Raw genomic sequence first — 18,696 nt, forward strand, 5'->3', positions numbered from 1 at the left:
AAGTAGGTTATCGTCAGGCTAGTTATTAGAAAAGCCCGCTCAGTATGCACTGAGCGGGCTTTTTGCTTTTCAGCGCCGTCTGCCGCCAATAGCAAAACTGCCCTGAAAACGAAAATTTTTGCATCGTCATAAAAAAAACTGCAGCCCTGTTACGCTTTCATGCGCCGGCGGCGCTAAGCTTTCCTCACGAGACACCCGATGTAGGCAAGATGCAAAATTTCTATAAAAAAGCGCTTTATGCGCTCCTTTTGTTGCTGCTCGCGGACGCGTTGATCGCCTGCCTGTGCGTGTACCAAAGTTATCCATCCGCCGCGCTGATGCCGCCGGGCGGCGGGGGCTTGTACTGGCGCCCGGTCACGAAGACGGACGCGCCAGAGGGCGGTACCTCGACGATACGTGTCATCGAGACCGCCCAGCGATCGCTGCGTTTCGACTTCCGGCTCACGCGGGCGACGACGTATCCATTCGTCTCGGCAGACATGTTGTTCGAGGACGGCGAAGGCAATGCCGTGCCGGTGGATTTGTCGAGATTCGACACCATCACGTTCACGGCCAAATGCAATCCAATGAACGCCCTCATATTCGCCTTGCCGACATTCGACGCGACCATCTCGAAGGCGGGCGACTACCTGACCTACCCGTCGCCGCTCACGTTTTTCTCCTGCAATGAGAAGGGTACGCCCGTATCGCTGGACCTGACGCGGCTGACCATTCCGCAGTGGTGGTACGACAGGATGCATCTCGACCTGTCGCATCAGTCTTATCAACTGAACCAGGTGGCGAAATTCGTCTTCGGTGTCAGCCAGCAGACCCCACGCGACCGCGACAGCCGCGTGGAGATCAGTGGCGTGACGTTACATGGCCGCGATTATCGATATCTCGTCGCCCTGGCGATCATCCTCGTGAGCAGCTGGTGCGCGTTCGCGTTCTGGTTTTTCCGGGCCCACTCGCGCGAACTGTCTGCCAGCCTGGACACCAAGCTCAGGAAGGACTTGCCGCTCGTCGCCTATCGGCAGCTGACACTCGAACCGTTCAAGGACAAGGAAAAGGCGGCCGTCCTGCGTTTCATCGCGACGAATTATACGAATCCCGACCTGGACCTGGACAGCGTCGTCGCGGGAACGGGTGCCAACCGCAACAAGGTCAATGAAGTGCTGAAGGGGGAACTCGGCATGACGTTCACGGCGTATCTGAAAAAACTGCGGCTGACGGAATCGGCCCGGCTGCTCACCGAGGCGCCCGCCGTGACCGTGGCCGAGGTCGCCTATTCCGTCGGCTACGCCAACGTCTCGTATTTCAACAAGCTGTTCAAGGAAGAATACGGCTGCACGCCCAAGGTCTTCAAGACCGTGGCGAGCACCGCGCAGCAGGAGCAGCACGACTCATAACAAATCCTGCATTTTTTGCCAAATCTTCCGCATTGTCGTTAATGAGACGGCGCTGGGCACCGTTATCCTTTTGTGGTCGAGAAACTTTCAAATATCCGAAATGAAACTCATCGCAAAGATCGCCTTCGCCCTGGCCACGCTGGCCGGTCCTGTCACGTTTCCGCTCGCCGCACCCATAGGCTGGCCCGGCCCGGGACAACTGTTCGTCGGGACGTGCTACCAGCCCGTCGACCGCACACCCGACCAGATCCAGCGGGACATCGCCCTGATGAAGAAGGCCGGGTTCAACGTCGTCCGGATGGGCGACCTGTCCTGGGATTATTTCGAACCCGAAGACGGCAAGTTCAAGTTCGCCGAATTCGACCGCATCGTCGACGCCATGCAGGCGAACGGCATCAAGGTGATCGTGGACATCCCCGGCACGCCGGCGCCCCTGTGGCTGCATCGCAAATACCCCGGCGTGAACCTCGTGAATGCGCAGGGGGCGACCGTGCAGCCGGCCGAGCGCTACATGCTCGACATCAGCGACCCGGATTACCGCCGCCACGCCGTCCGTCTGGCCGAGAAGCTGACGCAGCGCTACGGCAAGCATCCTGCCGTGATCGCGATCGGCTTCGACAACGAGATCGGCAACACGTTCATGTCGTATTCGAAGGCCGACCGGACCCGCTTCGTCGCCTGGCTCAAACGCAAATACGGTACGCTGGATGCGTTGAACCAGGCATGGGCGACCCAGCGCTGGTCGCGCCACCTGTCGTCGTGGGACGAAGTGGAACTGCCGTATGCGGACGGTCCCGGCCCGGCCGAGCGCAACCTCGACCTGCGCCGCTTCTGGTCCGACAACACGATCGCCGTGCTGAAGGACCTCGAAGCCGTGCGCGTGAAGTATGCGCCGGACAAGCCGGCGATTTCGAACCTGTGGGACAGCGCCGGGCGCAAGGGCTTCGATTATCTGTCGACGTATCGCCAGTACGCGCATTACGGCGCGATGGGCTTTTATCCGGGCGAGCCGGTCGGATCCGGCTTTGAAGCATTGATGATGAAGGCCGGCCTGGACACGCCCATCTGGTTCAACGAGTTCACTGCGGGCGGCGGCGGCTACTACGGGACCAAAGGGCGCTCGCGCATGTGGGCTCATTTCGGCCTGCTGCTCGGCGCCCAGTCGGTGATGGCATGGACGTACAATTCCCACCTCGGCGGCGAGGAGCAGGCGTTGATGGGCCTCCTCGACCACGACAGCAAGCCGTCGTGGAAGCTGTGGGAATTCGGCACGATCGCCCGCGAGTTCAAGACGCTGCAGGCACTGGGCTTCCCGCGCCACACCGAACCGCAGGTCGCGTTCGCGTACTCGTTCGACAGCCGCAACGCCTCGACGCCGCCGGGGCCGTCGAACACGATGCGCCAGTACTTCACGATCCCGTACATGGACCAGATCCATAACGCGTTCGCGCCCATCTTCAACGACAACATCGACACCGCCGTCATCCACGTGGGCCATGGCGACCTGCGGCGCTACAAGATGGTCGTGGTGGCGGCCGACGTCTTGATGGACAAGGCGAGTGCGGACGCGCTGCGCCGCTACGTGCAGGACGGCGGTACCGTCGTGATGACGGCGTTCTCCGCGAAGGTCAGCGAGACCGGTCAATGGTTCGACACCCCGCTGCCGGGCCGCCTCAGCGACGTGTTCGGCCTGCGCACCAGCGAATACTACAACGCCGACGCGCCGCTCGACGTCGGCTTCGACGGCAAGACCGTGACGACGACGACGAAGTTCTACGAAGTGCTGGAGCCGTCCACCGCGAAGGTCGTCGCGCGCCTGACCAACGTGCCGGATGCGCCGCCCGCGATCACCGAAAACCGCTACGGCAAGGGCAGGGCGATCTACGTCGCCACGGCCGCGCAGCGCCCCGTCATGCAGGCGTTGTACCGCAGCCTGTACGGCGAACTTGGCATCAAGCGGGGGCCCGCGACACCGGAAGGCGTCTATGCCCGCGAGGTCGATGGCCGCACGCTGTACGTCAACACGACGACCCAACCGCAGGACGTGAAGTTCGACGGTACTGCCACCGGCGTGCTCGGTGGCCGCGCGTGGAGCGGCACGCTGCGGCTCGAGCCCTTCGGCGCGGAGCTGCTGCGCAAATAAGCGCCAACCGTGTTCTGGAAGACGGAATGAATCGTTTCATGAAGAAGATCGGTCTTGCCTGCGCCGCGCTGCTGCTGCTGGGATTGGCGCTCGCCGCGCTGCGCGCCCGGACGCCGGCGCCGGTACCGGTACACTACCCCAGCTACAATCCGAACCCGCTGCCCGCCGACATGTCGGGCATGCGCGACGACGCGGTGCACATGGCGGGAAGGATGCGCCTGGGCTGGAACGTCGGGAATACGATGGAAGCCATCGGCGGCGAGACCAACTGGGGCAATCCGCTCGTCAGCGATCGCCTGATCCGGCTGGTCAAGCAGGGCGGCTTCGATGCCATCCGCCTGCCCGTGGCGTGGGACCAGTATGCCGACCCGAAGACGGGCAAGATCAGCGACACCTGGCTGGCCCGTGTGAAGCAGGTGGTGCAGTACTGCGTCGACAACGACATGGTCGTGCTGGTGAACATCCACTGGGACGGCGGCTGGCTCCAGGAGAACTTCACGGCCGACAGGCAGGCCGCCGTCAACGCGAAACAGAAGGCGTACTGGGAACAGATCGCCACGCTGCTGCGCGACTTCGATGGCCACGTGCTCTTCGCCAGCGCCAACGAACCGGACGTCAAGGACGCCGGCCAGATGGCCATCCTGGCGTCGTACCATCAGACCTTCGTCGATGCCGTGCGCTCGACCGGCGGCCGCAACGCCTACCGCGTGCTGGTGGTCCAGGGGCCGAGCACCGACATCGAGAAGACCAACAAGCTGATGACGGCCATGCCGACCGATACCGTCCCCGGCCGCCTGATGGCGGAAGTCCACTTCTATACCCCGTTCAACTTCGCCCTGATGACGAAGGACGAGGCGTGGGGCAAGCAAGCCTATTACTGGGGCGCGGCGTATCACTCCAGGACCGACACCGCCCGCAATGCGACCGCGGGCGAGGAGGCACTGGTCGACGACCTGTTCGGCCGCATGAAAGCGCAGTTCGTGGACAAGGGCATCCCCGTCCTCCTCGGCGAATTCGGCGCGATCCGCCGCTCGCAACTGACGGGCGACGATCTCAAGCTGCACCTCGCCAGCCGCGCCTACTATCACAAGTACGTCGTCAAGACCGCCCTGAAGAACGGCATGATCCCGTTTTACTGGGACACGGGCGATCTCGGTCCGAACAGCTTCGGCCTGTTCGACCGGAAGAACGGCACGGTCTTCGACCGGCAGACGCTCGATGCGATGCGCGAGGGCGCGTCCGGGGAGTGATGGTCAAGTCGGGGACGTACTGACGCCGCGGCCGATCGCGTTGTCCCACAACCAGTCGTGCAGCGGCATCAGGATCACGTTGCAGACCGGTTCGAGCAGCGCCGCCATGCCGCCGAAGGCCACCGACCCAGTGGCGAGGTACAGCACGAGGAAGGCGATGACGGCGTGCATCGCGGCCTGGCTGATTTTCTCGAGGCTGGCCAGCAGGTAGCGGCGCCGCCCGCTGGCCGCATGCACCCCGCGTGCCCACGCCCGTTCGTGGAACGGCAGCAGCAGCACGTTCAGCACGGGTTCGACCACCACGGCGAGTCCGCCGAGCGCGATCGACCCCGTGAACGCATAGGCGATCGCGAAACCGATCGCCATGTGCGTGATGACCTGACTGCCTTTGCGTGCCGCTGCCATGAGATTCTCCTTTATCGTCCAGCTCGCTCAAATGATATCGATTCTCATTTGAGTGGGCCAATCGGATGATTTGAAGCCGGCGATAGGCTGGCTTTATCGACCACCGAGGAGCGCCCCCGTGACGGACCTGCCGCCCGGCCTACGGATTTACCCGATGTCGGCGCTGGGCACGGCGGCTAGGCGAGCGCCAGCAGCCGGTCGAGGAGCGGCGCCGCCGCATCCGCGATGCGGTCCAGGCTCGCCTCCCGCAGCGCCGCCGTGTCGACGACATGCGCGCTGTGCAACCCCGCCCAGCGCAGCAGCGCCGTGCACGCATCGGCATGGTCGAACAGCCCGTGCAGATAGGTACCCAGCACCTGGCCATCGTCCGAGCAGGCACCTTCCGGGCGGCCGTCGATCTCGAACGCCGGCCGGGACAACGCATCGCCCGTCGACACGCCCATGTGGATCTCGTAGCCGGTAACCGCCGCCTCCAGCGCATCGGGCGCGAACACGCAGCGGCCGGTCACCTGCGCGAGGCGCTTTTGGCGCGTCAGCGTCGTGCCCAGGCCCAGCAGGCCGAGCCCCCTGGAGTGGCCGGCCGCGCCTTCCACGCCGTGCGGGTCGTCGACGCAGGCTCCCAGCATCTGGAAGCCGCCGCAGATGCCGATCACCTTGCCGCCGTAGCGCAGGTGACGGCGGATGCGCTCCGGCCAGCCCTGCGCGTGCAGCCAGGCGAGGTCGCCGCGCGTGTTCTTGCTGCCGGGGAGGATGATGAGGTCCGCGTCCGGCACCGGCTCGCCTTCGCGCACGAAGCGCAGGTCGACGTCGGGATGGACGCGCAGCGCATCGAAATCCGTGTGGTTGCTCATGCGCGGATAGCTGGGCACGACCACGCGGAACGCGCCGGTCCCGGGCGTCACGGCCTGCACGGCATCTTCCGCATCGAGATACAGCCCGTGCAGATAGGGCAGCACGGCCAGCACCGGCTTGCCCGTCTGTTCTTCCAGCCAGTCCAGGCCCGGTTCGAGCAGCCTGATGTCGCCGCGGAAGCGGTTGATGACGAAGCCCTTGATGCGCGCGCGTTCGCTGTCCGACAGGCAGGCGAGCGTGCCGACGATGTGGGCGAACACACCGCCGCGGTCGATGTCGGCGACGAGGATCACCGGGCAGTCGACCGCCTCCGCGAACCCCATATTGGCGATATCGCGGTCGCGCAGGTTGATCTCGGCCGGGCTCCCGGCGCCTTCCACGATCACGGCGTCGTATTGCGCGCGCAGCCGCGCATGCGATTCCAGCACGGCCTGCATCGCCACCGTCTTGTACTGGTGGTAGTCGCGCGCATTCATCTCGGCGCGCACGCGGCCGTGGATGACGACTTGCGCGCCCGTGTCGCTCGACGGTTTGAGCAGCACCGGGTTCATGTCCGTGTGCGGTTCGAGTCCCGCGGCGACGGCCTGCAGCGCCTGGGCGCGGCCGATCTCGCCGCCGTCGCTCGTGACGGCGCTGTTCAGGGCCATGTTCTGCGGCTTGAACGGCGCCACGCGCACGCCGCGGCGCACCAGCAGCCGGCACAGCGCGGCGACGAGCGTGCTCTTGCCCGCGTCCGACGTCGTGCCCTGCACCATCAGGGTAGGGTAAGGGAAGCGGTTCATTTGCCGCGATGGCTGCGCGCCAGTTCGAGCTTCTCGCACAGCTGCGCGGCACCGGCGATCATGCGCGGGCCGGAGCGGTTGAGCAGGTTGCCGTCGATGGTGAACAGGTTGTTGTTGCGGACGGCGGTGAGTGTCCCGTAGGGCTTCCACAGGCTCACGCCGCCGTAGTTCTTTTCCGCGGTGGCGAAGATCGCTTCCGGATTCTCCTGCAGCACGGCTTCGACCGACACGACGGGCGCCGTCACGGGCAGCTTGTCGAAGATGTTCTCGCCGCCGCACAGGCGCAGCGCGTCGCTGACGATGTGGCGGCCGTTCAGCGTGTACAGCGGCTTGTCCCACACCTGGTAAAAACTGCGTACGACGGGGCGCTTCGCATAACGGGCGCGCAGGTCGGCGATCCTGCCGCGCAGGCTCGCTGCCGCGGGACCGGCGACGGCGTCGGTGCCCATCAGCTGGCCGAGCTTCTGCACGTTGTCCGCGATGTCTTCCAGCTTCTGCGGCTCGCTGTGGAACATCGGGATGCCGAGCTTCTGCACCATCTCGATCTGGCGTTCGGAACTGCCGTGGCGCCAGACGACGACCAGGTCGGGCTTCAGCGCCATGATGCGTTCCAGGTCGACTTCGCGGTTCGAGCCGATCTGCTGGATCTTCTTCGCTTCCTCGGGAAAGTCGCTGTACGAGACGACGCCCACGACATGGCTGCCGCCGCCCGCCGCGAACAGCAGCTCGGTGACGTGCGGCGCCAGCGAGATCACGCGCTGGGCCGGCTTCGCGACGGTGACGGTGGCGCCGGCGTCGTCCTTGACGCTGATGGCGGCCTGCGCCTGCAGGCTGGCTGCGCACAGGAGCGCGGCGGCGGTGATGATCGGTCGTTTCATGTGTCGTTCCATTCCCGGAGTGCTTGTTCGATGCGCCGCCATGCGGATTCGTTCCCCGGCAGGCCGACGCGGATGCCGCGTGCCGCGCCGGGGAACAGCCGCACCCAGATCGCGCGGCGCGCCATGTGTTCATGAAAGGCCTCGGCGCGCGGCTCTGCCCACCAGTGGAACAGCGGGGTGCCGTGCGTGTCGATGCCATGGTTCGCCAGCAGCGCGTGCATGCGCGCGCCGTCGCGCGCGAGGCGCGTTTGCGTGGCCTGTTGCCAGCCGTGGTCGCGCAGCGCGGCGATCGCGATCTCCTGAGCCGGGCCGCTGACGGTCCATGGCCCGAGCAGGTCGTCCAGTGCCGTCAGCAGGGGAGTGTCCGCGCCGACGAAACCGAGCCGCAAGCCGGCCAGGCCGAAGAATTTGCCGACGGAGCGCAGCACGACGAGACCGGGCCGGCCGGCGTGGGCCGCCACGCTGAGTGCGCGCGCCGTGTCGCCGAATGCCTCGTCCACGACGAGCCAGCCGCCGCGCGCCGCGAGCCGTTCGGCCCACGCCAGCAATCGGTCCGGCGCCACCGTCGCCCCGGTCGGATTGTTCGGGTTGACGACGACGACCACGTCGCTGCCGTCCACCGCATCGTCGAGCGCATCGTACGCCACCTGATGCATGACGTGGCCGTGGCGGCCCCAGTGGTGCGCGTGTTCCGCATACGACGGCGCGGACATCGTCACGCGCGCCGGCCCGGCAAGTTCTGCCCGTAGACGCGGCAGGGCCTGGATCGCCGCCTGCGTGCCCGCGACCGGCAGCAACTGCGGTGCGCCGTAGTACGCACATGCGGCACGCAGGAGCTCCGGATCCCGTTCCGGCAGGTGGTGCCACGCGTCCGGCGTCGGCGCCGGCGCCGGATAGCCGTGCGGATTGATGCCGGTGGAGAGGTCGATCCAGTCCGTACCGCCGTAGCGTTGCTGCGCCGCGCGCAGGTTGCCGCCGTGTTCAAGCATGGATCGCTCCATCCAGTACGAACAGTGCGCCGCCGGCCACGACGACCCACAGCAGCGTGGTGCGCCACACGAGGCGCCAGGCGCGCAGGATGTCGTCCGCGCACGCGTCCGGACCGGTGCCGAGCGGGGGACGCTGTTCCGTCACGCCGTCGTACACGGCCGCGCCGCCGAGCTGCACGCCCAGCGCGCCGGCGCCGCTGGCCATCACGGGGCCCGCGTTCGGGCTGCTCCACGCGGGCGCTTGCGCGCGCCAGCAGCGCCAGGCGCGCAGCCGGCCCCGTTCCGCCAGCAGTACGTACGACAGGGCGGTCAGGCGCGCAGGGACGTAGTTCAGCACATCGTCGATGCGTGCGGCCACGCGGCCGAACAGGTTGAAGCGCGCATTGCGGTAGCCCCACATGGCATCCAGCGTGTTCGCGAGGCGGAACAGCACGACGCCCGCGCCGCCGCCGACGAGGAACCAGAACAGCGTGCCGAACACCGCGTCGTTGCCGTTTTCGAGCAGCGATTCGGCGCCGGCCTTGGCGAGGTCCGATTCGCCGGCTTGCTCCGTGTCGCGGCTGACGATGTGCGCCGTCAGGCCGCGCGCCGCATCGAGATCGCCGCGCACGAGCGCCGCATGGATCGGCAACGTATGGTCGCGCAGGCTGCGCAGGCCGATGCCCAGGTACAGCAGCACGGCATGGACGGCCGCGCCGGCGTACGCGCACGCGAGCCACGCAAGCAGCGACAACGGCAGTACGGCGAGCATCCACGCGAGCAGGCCGCGTGCGATGCGCGAGCGCCCCCCGTTGAGCCGGCGTTCCAGTGCGGACGCCAGCCGGCCGAAGCAAACGAGCGGATGCCAGCGCCGCGCTTCACCCAGCAACAGGTCCAGCACGATGCCGGCGACGAGCGCCAGCGCAAGCGTCGTGGGCGCCAGCCCGCTCAGCATGGTGCGCCCTTCAGCACGAGCGGCAGGCCGGCCGCGACGAACAGCACGCGGTCGCAGCGCGCCGCGACGTCCTGGTTCAGGCGGCCCGCTTCGTCCACGAAGGCGCGCGACACGGCGCCGTAGGGCACGATGCCCATGCCGGTTTCGTTCGATACGAAGACGACGTCGCCGGCGGGCTTGGCATCCAGCCAGTCGAGCAGCGCGGCACGTTCATCGACGAACAGCGGCGGCAGGTCGATGGGGCCGACCTCGGGAAATTCGCGCTGCGTGGAGAACATCAGGTTCGTCAGCCACAACGTCAGGCAGTCGACGAGCACGATGCGCCCAGGGGCACACAACGTCCGCAACGTGGCCGCCAGCGCCGTCGCTTCCTCCACCGTTGTCCACCCGGCCGGCCGGCGCGCGCGATGATGCTCGATCCGCGCAGCCATCTCGGCATCGCCCGCATACGACGTCGCGACATATACGACGTCCTTGCCGGACGCGCGCGCGAGCCGTTCGGCCAGCCCGCTCTTGCCGGACCGGGCGCCGCCGAGGACGAGGGTGCGACTCATTCCAGCTCTCCCTGCAGCAGGCTCGCGACGGCGGCCGGGTTGGAGGCGAAGAACGCGTGGAAGTACGACGCCGTCAGCGACCCGACGCGGTAGACGGCCTCGCCCTGCGCACCGGACGGATGCTTGACCGTCCACGCGACGGGGGCGAGTGGCGTCTCCAGGCGCGAATAGTGGAAGGTGTGGCCGCGCATCTGCCCGGCGTTCGTCGCGAGGCCCTGCGATCCCAGTCCCGCGAGGCGTTGCTGCATCAGCACGCGGCCCGGCAGCAGACCGGCCATCGGCCAGTCGCGGCCTTCCTTGTCCGCGAGCGATTCGGCCAGCACCATCATGCCGCCGCATTCCGCGAGGATAGTCAGCCCCGCCGCATGCGCCGCGCGGATCGATGCTTGCCAGCGCCCGGCCCGCGCCAGTGCTTCGCCGTGCAGTTCCGGGTAGCCGCCCGGCAGGTAGACGGCGTCGGCATCCTCGGGCACCGGCTCGTCCGCGAGCGGCGAGAACCACGTGATGCGCGCGCCCAGCGCTTCCAGCGTGTCGACATTGGCCGGGTACAGGAAGCAGAACGCGGCGTCGCGCGCGATCGCCACCGTGAGCCCGGCCAGCAGCGGCGCCACCGGTTCTTCCGGCAAGGCCTCGTCCGGCAGCTGCGGCGCCAGCGCGTTCCATTGCGCCTCGTCCAGCTGCAACTGGCCGGCCAGTTCGTCGAGGATGATGTCGATGTCGGCGACTTCGCCCGGCACGACGAGGCCGAGATGGCGTTCCGGCAGCCGGCGCGCCTGCTTCGGCAAGGTCGCGAGCAGCGGGATGTCGCGCAGCGACGCCGCCACCATGCGTGCATGTCCCTCGCTGGCGACGCGGTTGGCGACGACGCCGGCCATGCGCACGGGCCCGTAGTCGCGCAGGCCCAGCACGACGGCGCCGGCCGTCTGCGCCATCGCCGACGCATCGATCACGGCCAGCACGGGCAGGTCGAATGCGCGCGCGAGGTCGGCGGCGGACGGATCGCCGTCGTACAGGCCCATCACGCCCTCGACCAGCACGACGTCCGCGTCGCGCGCCGCGCGGGCCAGGCGCTGGCGGCTCTGCTCCAGCCCGACCATCCACAGGTCGAGCGTATGCACCTTCGCGCGGCTCGCGTGCTCGAGGACCATCGGGTCGATGAAGTCCGGCCCGCATTTGAAGACGTGCACGCGCTGGCCCATGCGGCGCAGGCGGCGCGCCAGCGCGGCCGTCACCGTCGTCTTGCCCTGGCCGGACGCGATGGCCGCGACCAGCAGCATGCGGGCGCCGGAGGCCATCACCACTCCGTCCCGGCCTGCGCCGCGATGCCCGCCTTGAAGGCATGCTTGACGACGTTCATTTCGGTCACGGTGTCCGCGACGGCGATCAGTTCCGGCGGCGCCGCGCGGCCCGTCACGACGACGTGCTGCATGTCCGGGCGGTCGAGCAGGTCGGCGATCACCGTGTGCACGTCCAGGTAGCGATACTTCAGCGCGATGTTCAGTTCGTCCAGCACGACGAGGCCGTAGGCGGGATCGGCCAGGAAGCGGCGTGCCTGTTCCCAGGCTTCTTCGGCCTTGGCAATGTCGCGCTCGCGGTTCTGCGTCTCCCACGTATAGCCTTCGCCCATCGCGTGGAAACCGACGTCGTCGGGGAAGCGGCGCAGGAACATCTCTTCGCCGGTGGACATCGCGCCCTTGATGAACTGGACGACGCCCACCTTCATGCCGTGGCCCAGCGCGCGCGCGACCATGCCGAACGCGCTTGAGCTCTTGCCCTTGCCGTTGCCGGTGTTGACGATGATGATGCCGATCCTCTTGTCGGCCGCGGCGATCTTGGCGTCGATGATCGCCTTCTTGCGTTCCATGCGCGCGCGGTGGCGCTCGTTCAGTTCCGCGGTTTGTTCAGGGGTCATTTCAGTCATGAGGGGCCTCCAGGGGAATGAAAATACGGCGGCCCTTGTTCTCGATCGCATCGATCGGGTGGCCGAGATAGCTGCTCAGCAGCGGTGCCTGCAGCGCGTCGTCGACGGTGCCGGCGTGCCAGCGGCCGTCGCCCATCAGCAGCAGGGCGTGGGTGGAGATACTGTGTGCCAGGTTCAGGTCGTGGCCGATCATCACGATGGTCTTGCCGCTCTGCCGGCACAGGCGCGACAGCAGCGACATCGTGCGCACCTGGTGCGCCAGGTCGAGCGCGTTCGCCGGCTCGTCCAGCAGCAGCAGCGGCGTGTCCTGCGCGAGCAGCGCGGCGATGGCCACGCGCTGGCGCTCGCCGCCGGACAACGTACGGACGTCGCGCGCGGCGAGGTGCTCGACTTCCATCGCCACGAGGGCGTTCACGGCCGCGTGGTGGTCGTCGCTCTGTTCCCAGTAATGGTTGGCGTGGTAAGGATGGCGCGCGGACAGCACGGTCTCCATCACGCTGTACGCGAATGCGTCGCTGCGCGACTGCGGCAGGTACGCGCGTTCATGTGCCAGCGCTTCCGGCGGCCAGTCGGGCAGCGGGCGGTCGTGCAGCGCGACGGTGCCCGCATCGGGCGCGCGCAGGCCGGCCACGGTGCGCAGCAGGGTGCTCTTGCCGGCGCCGTTGCGGCCGATGATGGACCAGCATTCGCCGGCGCGCACCTCCCAGTCCAGGCCGTGCACGAGTACGCGGTCGCCGGCGCGCAATTCCAGTTGTCGGGTCGCGATCGTCATTTGTGCATCCGGTGCAGTTGATACAGGAAGACGGGCGCGCCGATCAGCGCCGTGATGGCGCCGACGGGCAGCTGGGTCGGGGCGACGACCGTGCGCGCGACCGTATCGCACAGCACGAGCAGGCTGCCACCGCCCAGCACGGCGGCCGGGATGAGCACGCGGTGATCGGGGCCGAACGCGAAGCGGCAGGCGTGCGGCACGATCAGGCCGACGAAGCCGATGGCGCCGGCGCTCGTCACCGCACTCGCCGTCAGCACGGCCGACACGAAGAACAGGCCCTTGCGCACGGCGCCCACGCGCACGCCCAGCGTGGCGGCGGCTTCCGCGTGCAGCGCGAGCATGTTCATCGCACGCGCGTTGCGCAGCGCGTACACGAGCGCCGCGGCCAGCACGATCCAGGGCAGGATGCGCAGCGGCGCGCCGGCCAGGTCGCCGATCATCCAGAACACCATGCTGCGCAGGCGCCCCTCCGGCGCGATCGACAGCATCAGCGTGACGATCGCCATGCTGGCCGACTGCATGATCGTGCCGGTCAGCAGCAGCATCGACGTGCCGCCTTCCACCGCAACCCCGCTGCGCATGTCGCGCCGCGCGAGCAGATAGAGCAGCAGGGCGATCGTCACGGCGCCGGCCATCGCCGCGCCGTCCACGGTGGCCGCGGCGCACATCATCAGGAGCGCGAACAGCGCGCCGACCGACGCGCCGGCCGAGATGCCGAGCACGTACGGGTCGGCGAGCGGATTGCGCAGCAGCGCCTGCATCATGACGCCGGCCAGCGCGAGCGCGCCGCCGGTGACGAAGGCCATCAGCGCGCGGCCGGCGCGCAGCTCGACGAGCGACGCGGCCAGCGATTCGGGCCGGCCGCGCAGCACCTGCGCCACCGCGTCCGGCAGCTCGGCCGGCGCGACCGCAATCGATCCGCTCATGCCCGCGACGAGCAGGCTGGCGGCCGCCACGCACAGCAGCGTGACGATGATCGGAATGGCGCGCTGGCGCAAGGGCGGTGGTACAGGGTGCATGGCTCGTCGGAACATGGTGTTAGCGGACTCCCTCAGTGGCTACCATATTGGATACCCGCGAACCACGTGCGCCCGGAGGTGCCGTAGTTGCGCGCCAGGTCGTAGCGCTTATCGGCCGCGTTGTCGACGCGGACCAGCAGCGACCAGTCGCGCGTCATGTGCCAGGTAGTGTACAGGTTCAGCAGGCCGTAGCCGCCGAGGCGGTTGGCGTTGGCGGCATCGTCGAAGCGGCGGCCGGAGGCCTGCAGCTCGACACCGGTTTCCACGGCACCCGCGGTGTAGTCGGCCGCGACGCTGGCGTGGCGGCGCGCGCGCCGGGCCAGCTGCTTGCCGGTCGTCTCGTCGCGCGGATCCTGCAGGTCGGCGCTGGCGCGCAGGTCCAGGTTGCCGATGCGGGTGTCGGCCGCCAGCGTCAGGCCTTCCAGCAGGGCGTGGTCGACGTTGTAGGCGCAGCTGCCGTTCGGGCGGCCCGGGCACGGCGTGACGGACACGATCATGTCGGTCAGGCGATTGCGGTAGTAGTTCGCCTGCAGGTCGACGCCGGCCACGCGGTACTGCACGCCCACTTCCGCATTGCGGCCCCGTTCCGGCTTGTTCGACGTCAGGCCATAGCCCGGGTAGTACAACTCATTGAACGTGGGGGCGCGGAAGCTCGTGCCGTAGCTCGCCGTGGCGCGCAGGTCCTGCGTCAATTCATAGCCGTAGCCGACGGCGCCCGTTGTCTTGCCGCCGTATTCCGAGTGGTCGTTGCGCGCGCTGACGTCCAGCAGGTGGCTGCCGCGGCGCAGGTCGTACGAGGCCGCGACGGAATTCGTGATGCGCGTGCGGTTGATGTCCGCGATGGCGCTGGACAGGACTTTTTCCTTGCGGTGGCCGGCCAGCACCTGCAGTGTGTCGCCGGCGATGTCGAACGTGTTCTGCCACGTGAACTCGTCCTGGCGCGTGTTCAGCTGGGTGGCGCCGGACGGCGCCGTGCTCGTGAAGCTGCCCAGTTTATCTTCCGAGCGCGCCACCTGGACGCTGCTGCGCCAGTTCGGGAGGAAGCGGTCGTTCAGGAAGACGCTGTAGCTGTCGAGTTCCTGGATGTTGTGGGTGTCGAAGGCCGACTTGCCGCTGTCGTATTGCGCATTCAGGCGGCTCTGCATGAATTGCGCGCCGATCTCGTGCCCTTCGGCCAGGCGCAACGCGATGCGGCCGTTGACGCTGTTGCGCGTGTAGCCGTCATCGTCCGCGTTGTAGCTCGACGAGCCGGGACGCGTGGACGAGAAGCCGTCCGATTCTTCGTGCGCGCCGGAGAGGGCATACGTCACGCCGTGCGTACCGCCCGTCGAGCCGTGCACGCTGGCGTCGTATTGGTTGGTGCCGTAGGTGCCGCCGCCCGCGCTGGCGCTGAACATCGGCGCGCCTTCGCTCTTCTTCGTGAAGATCTGCACGACGCCGCCGATGGCATCCGCGCCGTACACGGAGCTCAGGGGACCGTAGACGATCTCGATATGGTCGATGGCCGACAGCGGGATCGCGTTCCAGGAGGCCGCGCCCGTGGTGGCGGAGCCGATGCGCACGCCGTCGACGAGCACGACGACCTGGTTGCTGTTGGCGCCGCGCAGGAACACGGTGGTGTTGGTGCCGGCGCCGCCGTTGCGCGAGATTTCGATGCCGCGCTGGCGGCGCAGCACGTCGGCGACGGAGCCGGCGCCCGCGCGGGCGATGTCGTCGCTGGAGATGACGACGGTGTCGGCGATGACGTCTTCGGCGCGTTGCGGCGTGCGGTTGGCGGTGACGATGACGGTGTCGGGAATGGGGTCGGCGTGGGCCGATGCGGCGGCGGCGAATGCGAGCGAAAGCGCGGCCGCTTGCCGGGAAACAGGAAAGGACATGACTTTTATTGTGTAGACCAACCGGCCGACGTCCCCGTCAGCCAGGTGAACAGAAGCGCAGGACGCTTCCACCTTTTGGCCGGTATCCGGGCTGGCAAGTATGGCCGTCCGACCTTCCCATGCGGATGCACAGTGGTATGTGGGGACGGTTGCCGCGCACGCGTGAGAGCGCGCAGGCACTTGCTTACCGTTGCGGGGGCAGCACACGTTGGCGCTTGTCTGAAAAGCGCTTCGTGTTTCCCGTTTAACTGCGCCCCAGAGAGGAGCGCGAGCACCAAAACGCCGACATTATACGCCCAGCACGACGAGCTGGCCGTAGGCGATGCGATGCGGCGTTCGCGCCGCATCGAGCGCGGCCTGTTCCAGTGGTGCGCCGCCATGCAGCGCCGCCAGCAGGCGGATGGTGCCCGCATGGCAGACGACCACGGCGGACGGCGCGCGCAGATCGGCGACGAAGGCCTGCACGCGGCGGGCCACGTCCAGCACGTTCTCGGCGCCGCCGGGGCGGTAGTGGAGCAGGTCGGCGGCCCAGGCGTCGACGTCGGCGCGCGGGATGTCCGACCACGGGCGCAGTTCCCACGCGCCGAAATCCATCTCGGCCAGGCGCGCGTCGAGCGTGACGCGGCCCGGTGCCAGGCGTTCGGCCAGCAGGGCGCAGCGTCGCAATGGGCTTGAGTAGACGGGCAGGTCGCGCGGCACGGCGAGCCCGGCGTGCACGCGCGCGAGTTCTGCTTCGGTGACCGGCACGTCGCTGGCGCCGTAGCACAGGCCGGCCGCGACGTCCGGTTGCGGATGACGGACCAGGTACAGCGTCATGCGTTCCAGGCGCCGTGGCCCAGCGTGGCCAGCACGGCGACATGGATGAGCGCTTCGGCCAGCTGCTGGACGGCGCCGAGACAGTCGCCCGTGTAGCCGCCGAGACGGCGCACGAACAAGCGGCCGAGCCACAGCGCGGCGAGTGCCGCCGCGATGATCGCGGCCAGCAGGGCGGCCGGCGTCATCGCATTCGTGGCCAGCACATACGCCGCCGGCAGCGCGCAGGTGATCGTCGCGATCGCGAATTCGGCCGTCGTCATTTGCTGCGCCAGCGGCTTGGCCTTGCCTTCGCCGCGCACATAGTCCAGCTTCCAGATCAGCGCCGTGGCGGCAAGGCGCGACAACGGATGCGCGACGAACAGCGCGGCCACGGCCACGCGCGGCGGCAGCATCGCCAGCGCGGACAGCTTCGTCGCCAGTATGCACACGATGCCGATCGCGCCGTATGCGCCGACGCGCGAATCCTTCATGATCTCCAGCGCCCGTTCCTTCGTTATGCCGCCACCGAGGCCGTCGCACGTGTCGGCGAAGCCGTCTTCATGGAATGCACCGGTAATATAGATCGACGCCGCGGTCGACAGCACGGCCGCCACGGGTGCGGGCAGCACGAGCGCGGCCGCGTAATAGACGCCCGCCGCAACCGCCGCGACGACGACGCCGACGAGCGGGAAGTAGCGCGATGCGTGCTGCAGCCACGCGGCCTCGAAGCCGACCCAGGCCGGGATCGGCAGCCGCGTGAAGAACTGCAGCGCGATGAAAAACAGGCGGACTTGATGCATCAGGCGGATTTTTCGCTGACGCTGGCCGACGCGAACGTCGCCATCTCGTTCAGGAAGTTCGCGGCCGCGTGCAGCAGCGGCAGGGCCAGCGCGGCGCCCGTGCCTTCGCCGAGGCGCAGGTTCAGGTGCAGCAGTGGCTCGGCGCCGAGCGCGTCCAGCATGCGGCGGTGGCCCGATTCGTCCGAACAGTGCGCGAACACGCAGTAATCCAGGATCGCGGGTTCGATGCGCGCCGCGACGAGCAGGGCGCTCGTGACGATGAAGCCGTCGATCAGCAAGACCTTGCGCAGCGCGGCCGCCTTCAGCATGGCGCCGGCCATCATCGCGATCTCGAAACCGCCGAACGTGGCCAGCACGGCGTGGGGATCGTCGACGCCGGCATGGCGCTCGGCCGCCGCTTCGATCACGCGCTGCTTGCGCAGCACGCCGTCCGGCGACAGGCCGGTGCCGGCGCCGACGCACTCCGCGGCGGGAATCCCCGTCAGCTTGTGCATCAGGGCTGCCGCCGCCGTCGTATTCCCGATCCCCATCTCGCCGAAGCCGACCACGTTGCCGGGCAGGTCGGCCGCGAGGGCCGCGCCGTGTTCCAGCGCGGTGGCGCATTGCGTCGGCGTCATCGCCGGTTCGAGCGCGAAGTTGCGGGTGCCGTGTGCCACCTTGCGGTCGACGAGGCCGGGGCGTGCGCCGAAATCGTGATTGACGCCCGCGTCCACGACGTGCAGGTCGATATTGTTCTGGCGCGCGAACACGTTGATGGCGGCGCCCTGGGCGAGGAAGTTCTCGACCATCTGCCATGTGACGTCCTGCGGGTAGGCAGACACGCCTTCGGCGACGACGCCATGGTCGCCCGCGAACACGAGGATGGCGGGCTGCCGGATCGTGGGCGCGACCGTGTTCTGGATCAGGCCGAGGCGGCTGGCCAGCCGTTCGAGGGCGCCGAGGCTGCCGAGCGGCTTCGTCTTGTTATTGATGGCGGCGGCGAGGGCGGCGGCGAGATCCGGATTGCTGGTGGGGGCGATGCGCATGGGGACTCCATGGGGTGATGAAGCCGGCAAAGATAGCACAGAAGCAACTCGAAAATTCTTACGGTAAGCCCCTTGCATACCCCCGATCCGTTTTGCTATAGTTCGCGTCCTGCTTCGGCGGTGCAAGAAAAGTTCAGCGAAATCAAACAGTTGAGCTAGGTGGTTTGACAACGCCGCTTGCGCTGATGAAAAAGATGAGTTGACGAGTTAAACGAAACACTGCATAATCTCGTTCCTCTGCTGCTGACGAACAAAACGATTCGCAAACGCAGCAAGGCAGTACCGAATACAGTTCTTTAACAATAAACAGTC

17 protein-coding genes and 1 riboswitch are annotated in these 18,696 nt (G+C 67.7%); of the genes, 3 read left to right on the forward strand and 14 right to left on the reverse strand.

The genetic code is table 11. The features are described from left to right. Positions 1 to 251 precede the first annotated feature (251 nt). The 3 genes from QPK29_RS32500 to QPK29_RS32510 all read left to right on the forward strand — a co-directional run bounded on the left by QPK29_RS32500 (position 252) and on the right by QPK29_RS32510 (position 4,781). Entirely contained in the window at positions 252 to 1,388 is a 1,137-nt protein-coding gene (locus tag QPK29_RS32500; protein WP_400189927.1) for a helix-turn-helix domain-containing protein, read from the forward strand. A 100-nt stretch (positions 1,389 to 1,488) separates the two neighbouring features. Beyond that, positions 1,489 to 3,531: a beta-galactosidase gene (locus QPK29_RS32505; protein ID WP_371772290.1), complete on the forward strand. Its 2,043-nt coding sequence runs from the start codon at positions 1,489 to 1,491 to the stop codon at positions 3,529 to 3,531. Positions 3,532 to 3,557: 26 nt separating this feature from the next. Beyond that, on the forward strand, positions 3,558 to 4,781 hold the full coding sequence (locus QPK29_RS32510) for a glycoside hydrolase family 5 protein (protein WP_371772291.1): 1,224 nt from the start codon (positions 3,558 to 3,560) through the stop codon (positions 4,779 to 4,781). Positions 4,782 to 4,784: 3 nt separating this feature from the next. Here QPK29_RS32510 and QPK29_RS32515 read toward each other — a convergent pair whose 3' ends face one another. The 14 genes from QPK29_RS32515 to cobT all read right to left on the reverse strand — a co-directional run bounded on the left by QPK29_RS32515 (position 4,785) and on the right by cobT (position 18,384). Beyond that, positions 4,785 to 5,186, reverse strand: coding sequence for a DUF2061 domain-containing protein (locus tag QPK29_RS32515; protein WP_371772292.1), 402 nt, complete (start codon positions 5,184 to 5,186; stop codon positions 4,785 to 4,787). 176 nt (positions 5,187 to 5,362) lie between these two features. Then, positions 5,363 to 6,820, reverse strand: coding sequence for a cobyric acid synthase (locus QPK29_RS32520; protein ID WP_371772293.1), 1,458 nt, complete (start codon positions 6,818 to 6,820; stop codon positions 5,363 to 5,365). After that, positions 6,817 to 7,698, reverse strand: coding sequence for a cobalamin-binding protein (locus QPK29_RS32525; RefSeq protein WP_160410939.1), 882 nt, complete (start codon positions 7,696 to 7,698; stop codon positions 6,817 to 6,819). Before QPK29_RS32525 ends, QPK29_RS32520 begins: the two co-directional genes overlap by 4 nt. Further along, positions 7,695 to 8,687, reverse strand: a complete 993-nt coding sequence (gene cobD, locus QPK29_RS32530; RefSeq protein WP_371772294.1) for a threonine-phosphate decarboxylase CobD — start codon at positions 8,685 to 8,687, stop codon at positions 7,695 to 7,697. Before cobD ends, QPK29_RS32525 begins: the two co-directional genes overlap by 4 nt. Continuing rightward, positions 8,680 to 9,621 carry an adenosylcobinamide-phosphate synthase CbiB gene (gene cbiB / locus QPK29_RS32535; protein WP_371772295.1) on the reverse strand — a complete coding sequence of 314 codons (942 nt, stop codon included), beginning with the start codon at positions 9,619 to 9,621 and terminating at the stop codon, positions 8,680 to 8,682. Before cbiB ends, cobD begins: the two co-directional genes overlap by 8 nt. Then, positions 9,615 to 10,175 carry a bifunctional adenosylcobinamide kinase/adenosylcobinamide-phosphate guanylyltransferase gene (gene cobU, locus QPK29_RS32540; protein ID WP_371765761.1) on the reverse strand — a complete coding sequence of 187 codons (561 nt, stop codon included), beginning with the start codon at positions 10,173 to 10,175 and terminating at the stop codon, positions 9,615 to 9,617. Before cobU ends, cbiB begins: the two co-directional genes overlap by 7 nt. Beyond that, positions 10,172 to 11,470: a cobyrinate a,c-diamide synthase gene (locus QPK29_RS32545; RefSeq protein ID WP_371772296.1), complete on the reverse strand. Its 1,299-nt coding sequence runs from the start codon at positions 11,468 to 11,470 to the stop codon at positions 10,172 to 10,174. The genes cobU and QPK29_RS32545 overlap by 4 nt, the downstream gene beginning before the upstream one ends. Further along, positions 11,470 to 12,096: a cob(I)yrinic acid a,c-diamide adenosyltransferase gene (gene cobO, locus QPK29_RS32550; protein WP_371772297.1), complete on the reverse strand. Its 627-nt coding sequence runs from the start codon at positions 12,094 to 12,096 to the stop codon at positions 11,470 to 11,472. The genes QPK29_RS32545 and cobO overlap by 1 nt, the downstream gene beginning before the upstream one ends. Next, a complete protein-coding gene (locus tag QPK29_RS32555; RefSeq protein ID WP_371772298.1) occupies positions 12,089 to 12,868 on the reverse strand; it encodes an ABC transporter ATP-binding protein in 780 nt (259 codons plus the stop codon). The genes cobO and QPK29_RS32555 overlap by 8 nt, the downstream gene beginning before the upstream one ends. Continuing rightward, complete coding sequence (locus QPK29_RS32560; RefSeq protein ID WP_371772299.1) at positions 12,865 to 13,887, reverse strand: FecCD family ABC transporter permease; 1,023 nt, start codon at positions 13,885 to 13,887, stop codon at positions 12,865 to 12,867. Before QPK29_RS32560 ends, QPK29_RS32555 begins: the two co-directional genes overlap by 4 nt. 32 nt (positions 13,888 to 13,919) lie before the next feature. Continuing rightward, a complete protein-coding gene (locus QPK29_RS32565; RefSeq protein WP_371772300.1) occupies positions 13,920 to 15,764 on the reverse strand; it encodes a TonB-dependent receptor domain-containing protein in 1,845 nt (614 codons plus the stop codon). A gap of 60 nt (positions 15,765 to 15,824) precedes the next feature. Beyond that, positions 15,825 to 16,058, reverse strand: a riboswitch (cobalamin riboswitch). Continuing rightward, the gene (gene cobC / locus QPK29_RS32570) at positions 16,053 to 16,580 is read right to left on the reverse strand and encodes an alpha-ribazole phosphatase family protein (RefSeq protein ID WP_371772301.1); all 528 of its coding nucleotides are present in this window, start codon (positions 16,578 to 16,580) and stop codon (positions 16,053 to 16,055) included. (Overlaps the previous riboswitch by 6 nt.) Further along, positions 16,577 to 17,359 (reverse strand): adenosylcobinamide-GDP ribazoletransferase, encoded by a 783-nt coding sequence (locus QPK29_RS32575; RefSeq protein ID WP_371772302.1) that lies wholly within the window; start codon positions 17,357 to 17,359, stop codon positions 16,577 to 16,579. Before QPK29_RS32575 ends, cobC begins: the two co-directional genes overlap by 4 nt. Continuing rightward, positions 17,359 to 18,384 carry a nicotinate-nucleotide--dimethylbenzimidazole phosphoribosyltransferase gene (gene cobT, locus QPK29_RS32580; RefSeq protein WP_371772303.1) on the reverse strand — a complete coding sequence of 342 codons (1,026 nt, stop codon included), beginning with the start codon at positions 18,382 to 18,384 and terminating at the stop codon, positions 17,359 to 17,361. Before cobT ends, QPK29_RS32575 begins: the two co-directional genes overlap by 1 nt. Between the last annotated feature and the right edge of the window lie 312 nt (positions 18,385 to 18,696).

The organism is Massilia orientalis (genome assembly GCF_030411975.2).
Lineage (GTDB): Bacteria > Pseudomonadota > Gammaproteobacteria > Burkholderiales > Burkholderiaceae_D > Telluria > Telluria orientalis.

Coding starts and splice junctions, on each gene's coding strand:
- QPK29_RS32510 (WP_371772291.1), top strand. CDS start 3,558: ATGAATCGTTTCATGAAGAAGATCGGTCTTGCCTGCGCCGCGCTGCTG.
- QPK29_RS32560 (WP_371772299.1), bottom strand. CDS start 13,887: ATGCACCCTGTACCACCGCCCTTGCGCCAGCGCGCCATTCCGATCATC.
- QPK29_RS32505 (WP_371772290.1), top strand. CDS start 1,489: ATGAAACTCATCGCAAAGATCGCCTTCGCCCTGGCCACGCTGGCCGGT.
- cbiB (WP_371772295.1), bottom strand. CDS start 9,621: ATGCTGAGCGGGCTGGCGCCCACGACGCTTGCGCTGGCGCTCGTCGCC.
- QPK29_RS32520 (WP_371772293.1), bottom strand. CDS start 6,820: ATGAACCGCTTCCCTTACCCTACCCTGATGGTGCAGGGCACGACGTCG.
- QPK29_RS32555 (WP_371772298.1), bottom strand. CDS start 12,868: ATGACGATCGCGACCCGACAACTGGAATTGCGCGCCGGCGACCGCGTA.
- cobD (WP_371772294.1), bottom strand. CDS start 8,687: ATGCTTGAACACGGCGGCAACCTGCGCGCGGCGCAGCAACGCTACGGC.
- QPK29_RS32575 (WP_371772302.1), bottom strand. CDS start 17,359: ATGCATCAAGTCCGCCTGTTTTTCATCGCGCTGCAGTTCTTCACGCGG.
- cobC (WP_371772301.1), bottom strand. CDS start 16,580: ATGACGCTGTACCTGGTCCGTCATCCGCAACCGGACGTCGCGGCCGGC.
- QPK29_RS32515 (WP_371772292.1), bottom strand. CDS start 5,186: ATGGCAGCGGCACGCAAAGGCAGTCAGGTCATCACGCACATGGCGATC.
- QPK29_RS32545 (WP_371772296.1), bottom strand. CDS start 11,470: ATGGCCTCCGGCGCCCGCATGCTGCTGGTCGCGGCCATCGCGTCCGGC.
- QPK29_RS32525 (WP_160410939.1), bottom strand. CDS start 7,698: ATGAAACGACCGATCATCACCGCCGCCGCGCTCCTGTGCGCAGCCAGC.
- cobT (WP_371772303.1), bottom strand. CDS start 18,384: ATGCGCATCGCCCCCACCAGCAATCCGGATCTCGCCGCCGCCCTCGCC.
- cobO (WP_371772297.1), bottom strand. CDS start 12,096: ATGACTGAAATGACCCCTGAACAAACCGCGGAACTGAACGAGCGCCAC.
- cobU (WP_371765761.1), bottom strand. CDS start 10,175: ATGAGTCGCACCCTCGTCCTCGGCGGCGCCCGGTCCGGCAAGAGCGGG.
- QPK29_RS32565 (WP_371772300.1), bottom strand. CDS start 15,764: ATGTCCTTTCCTGTTTCCCGGCAAGCGGCCGCGCTTTCGCTCGCATTC.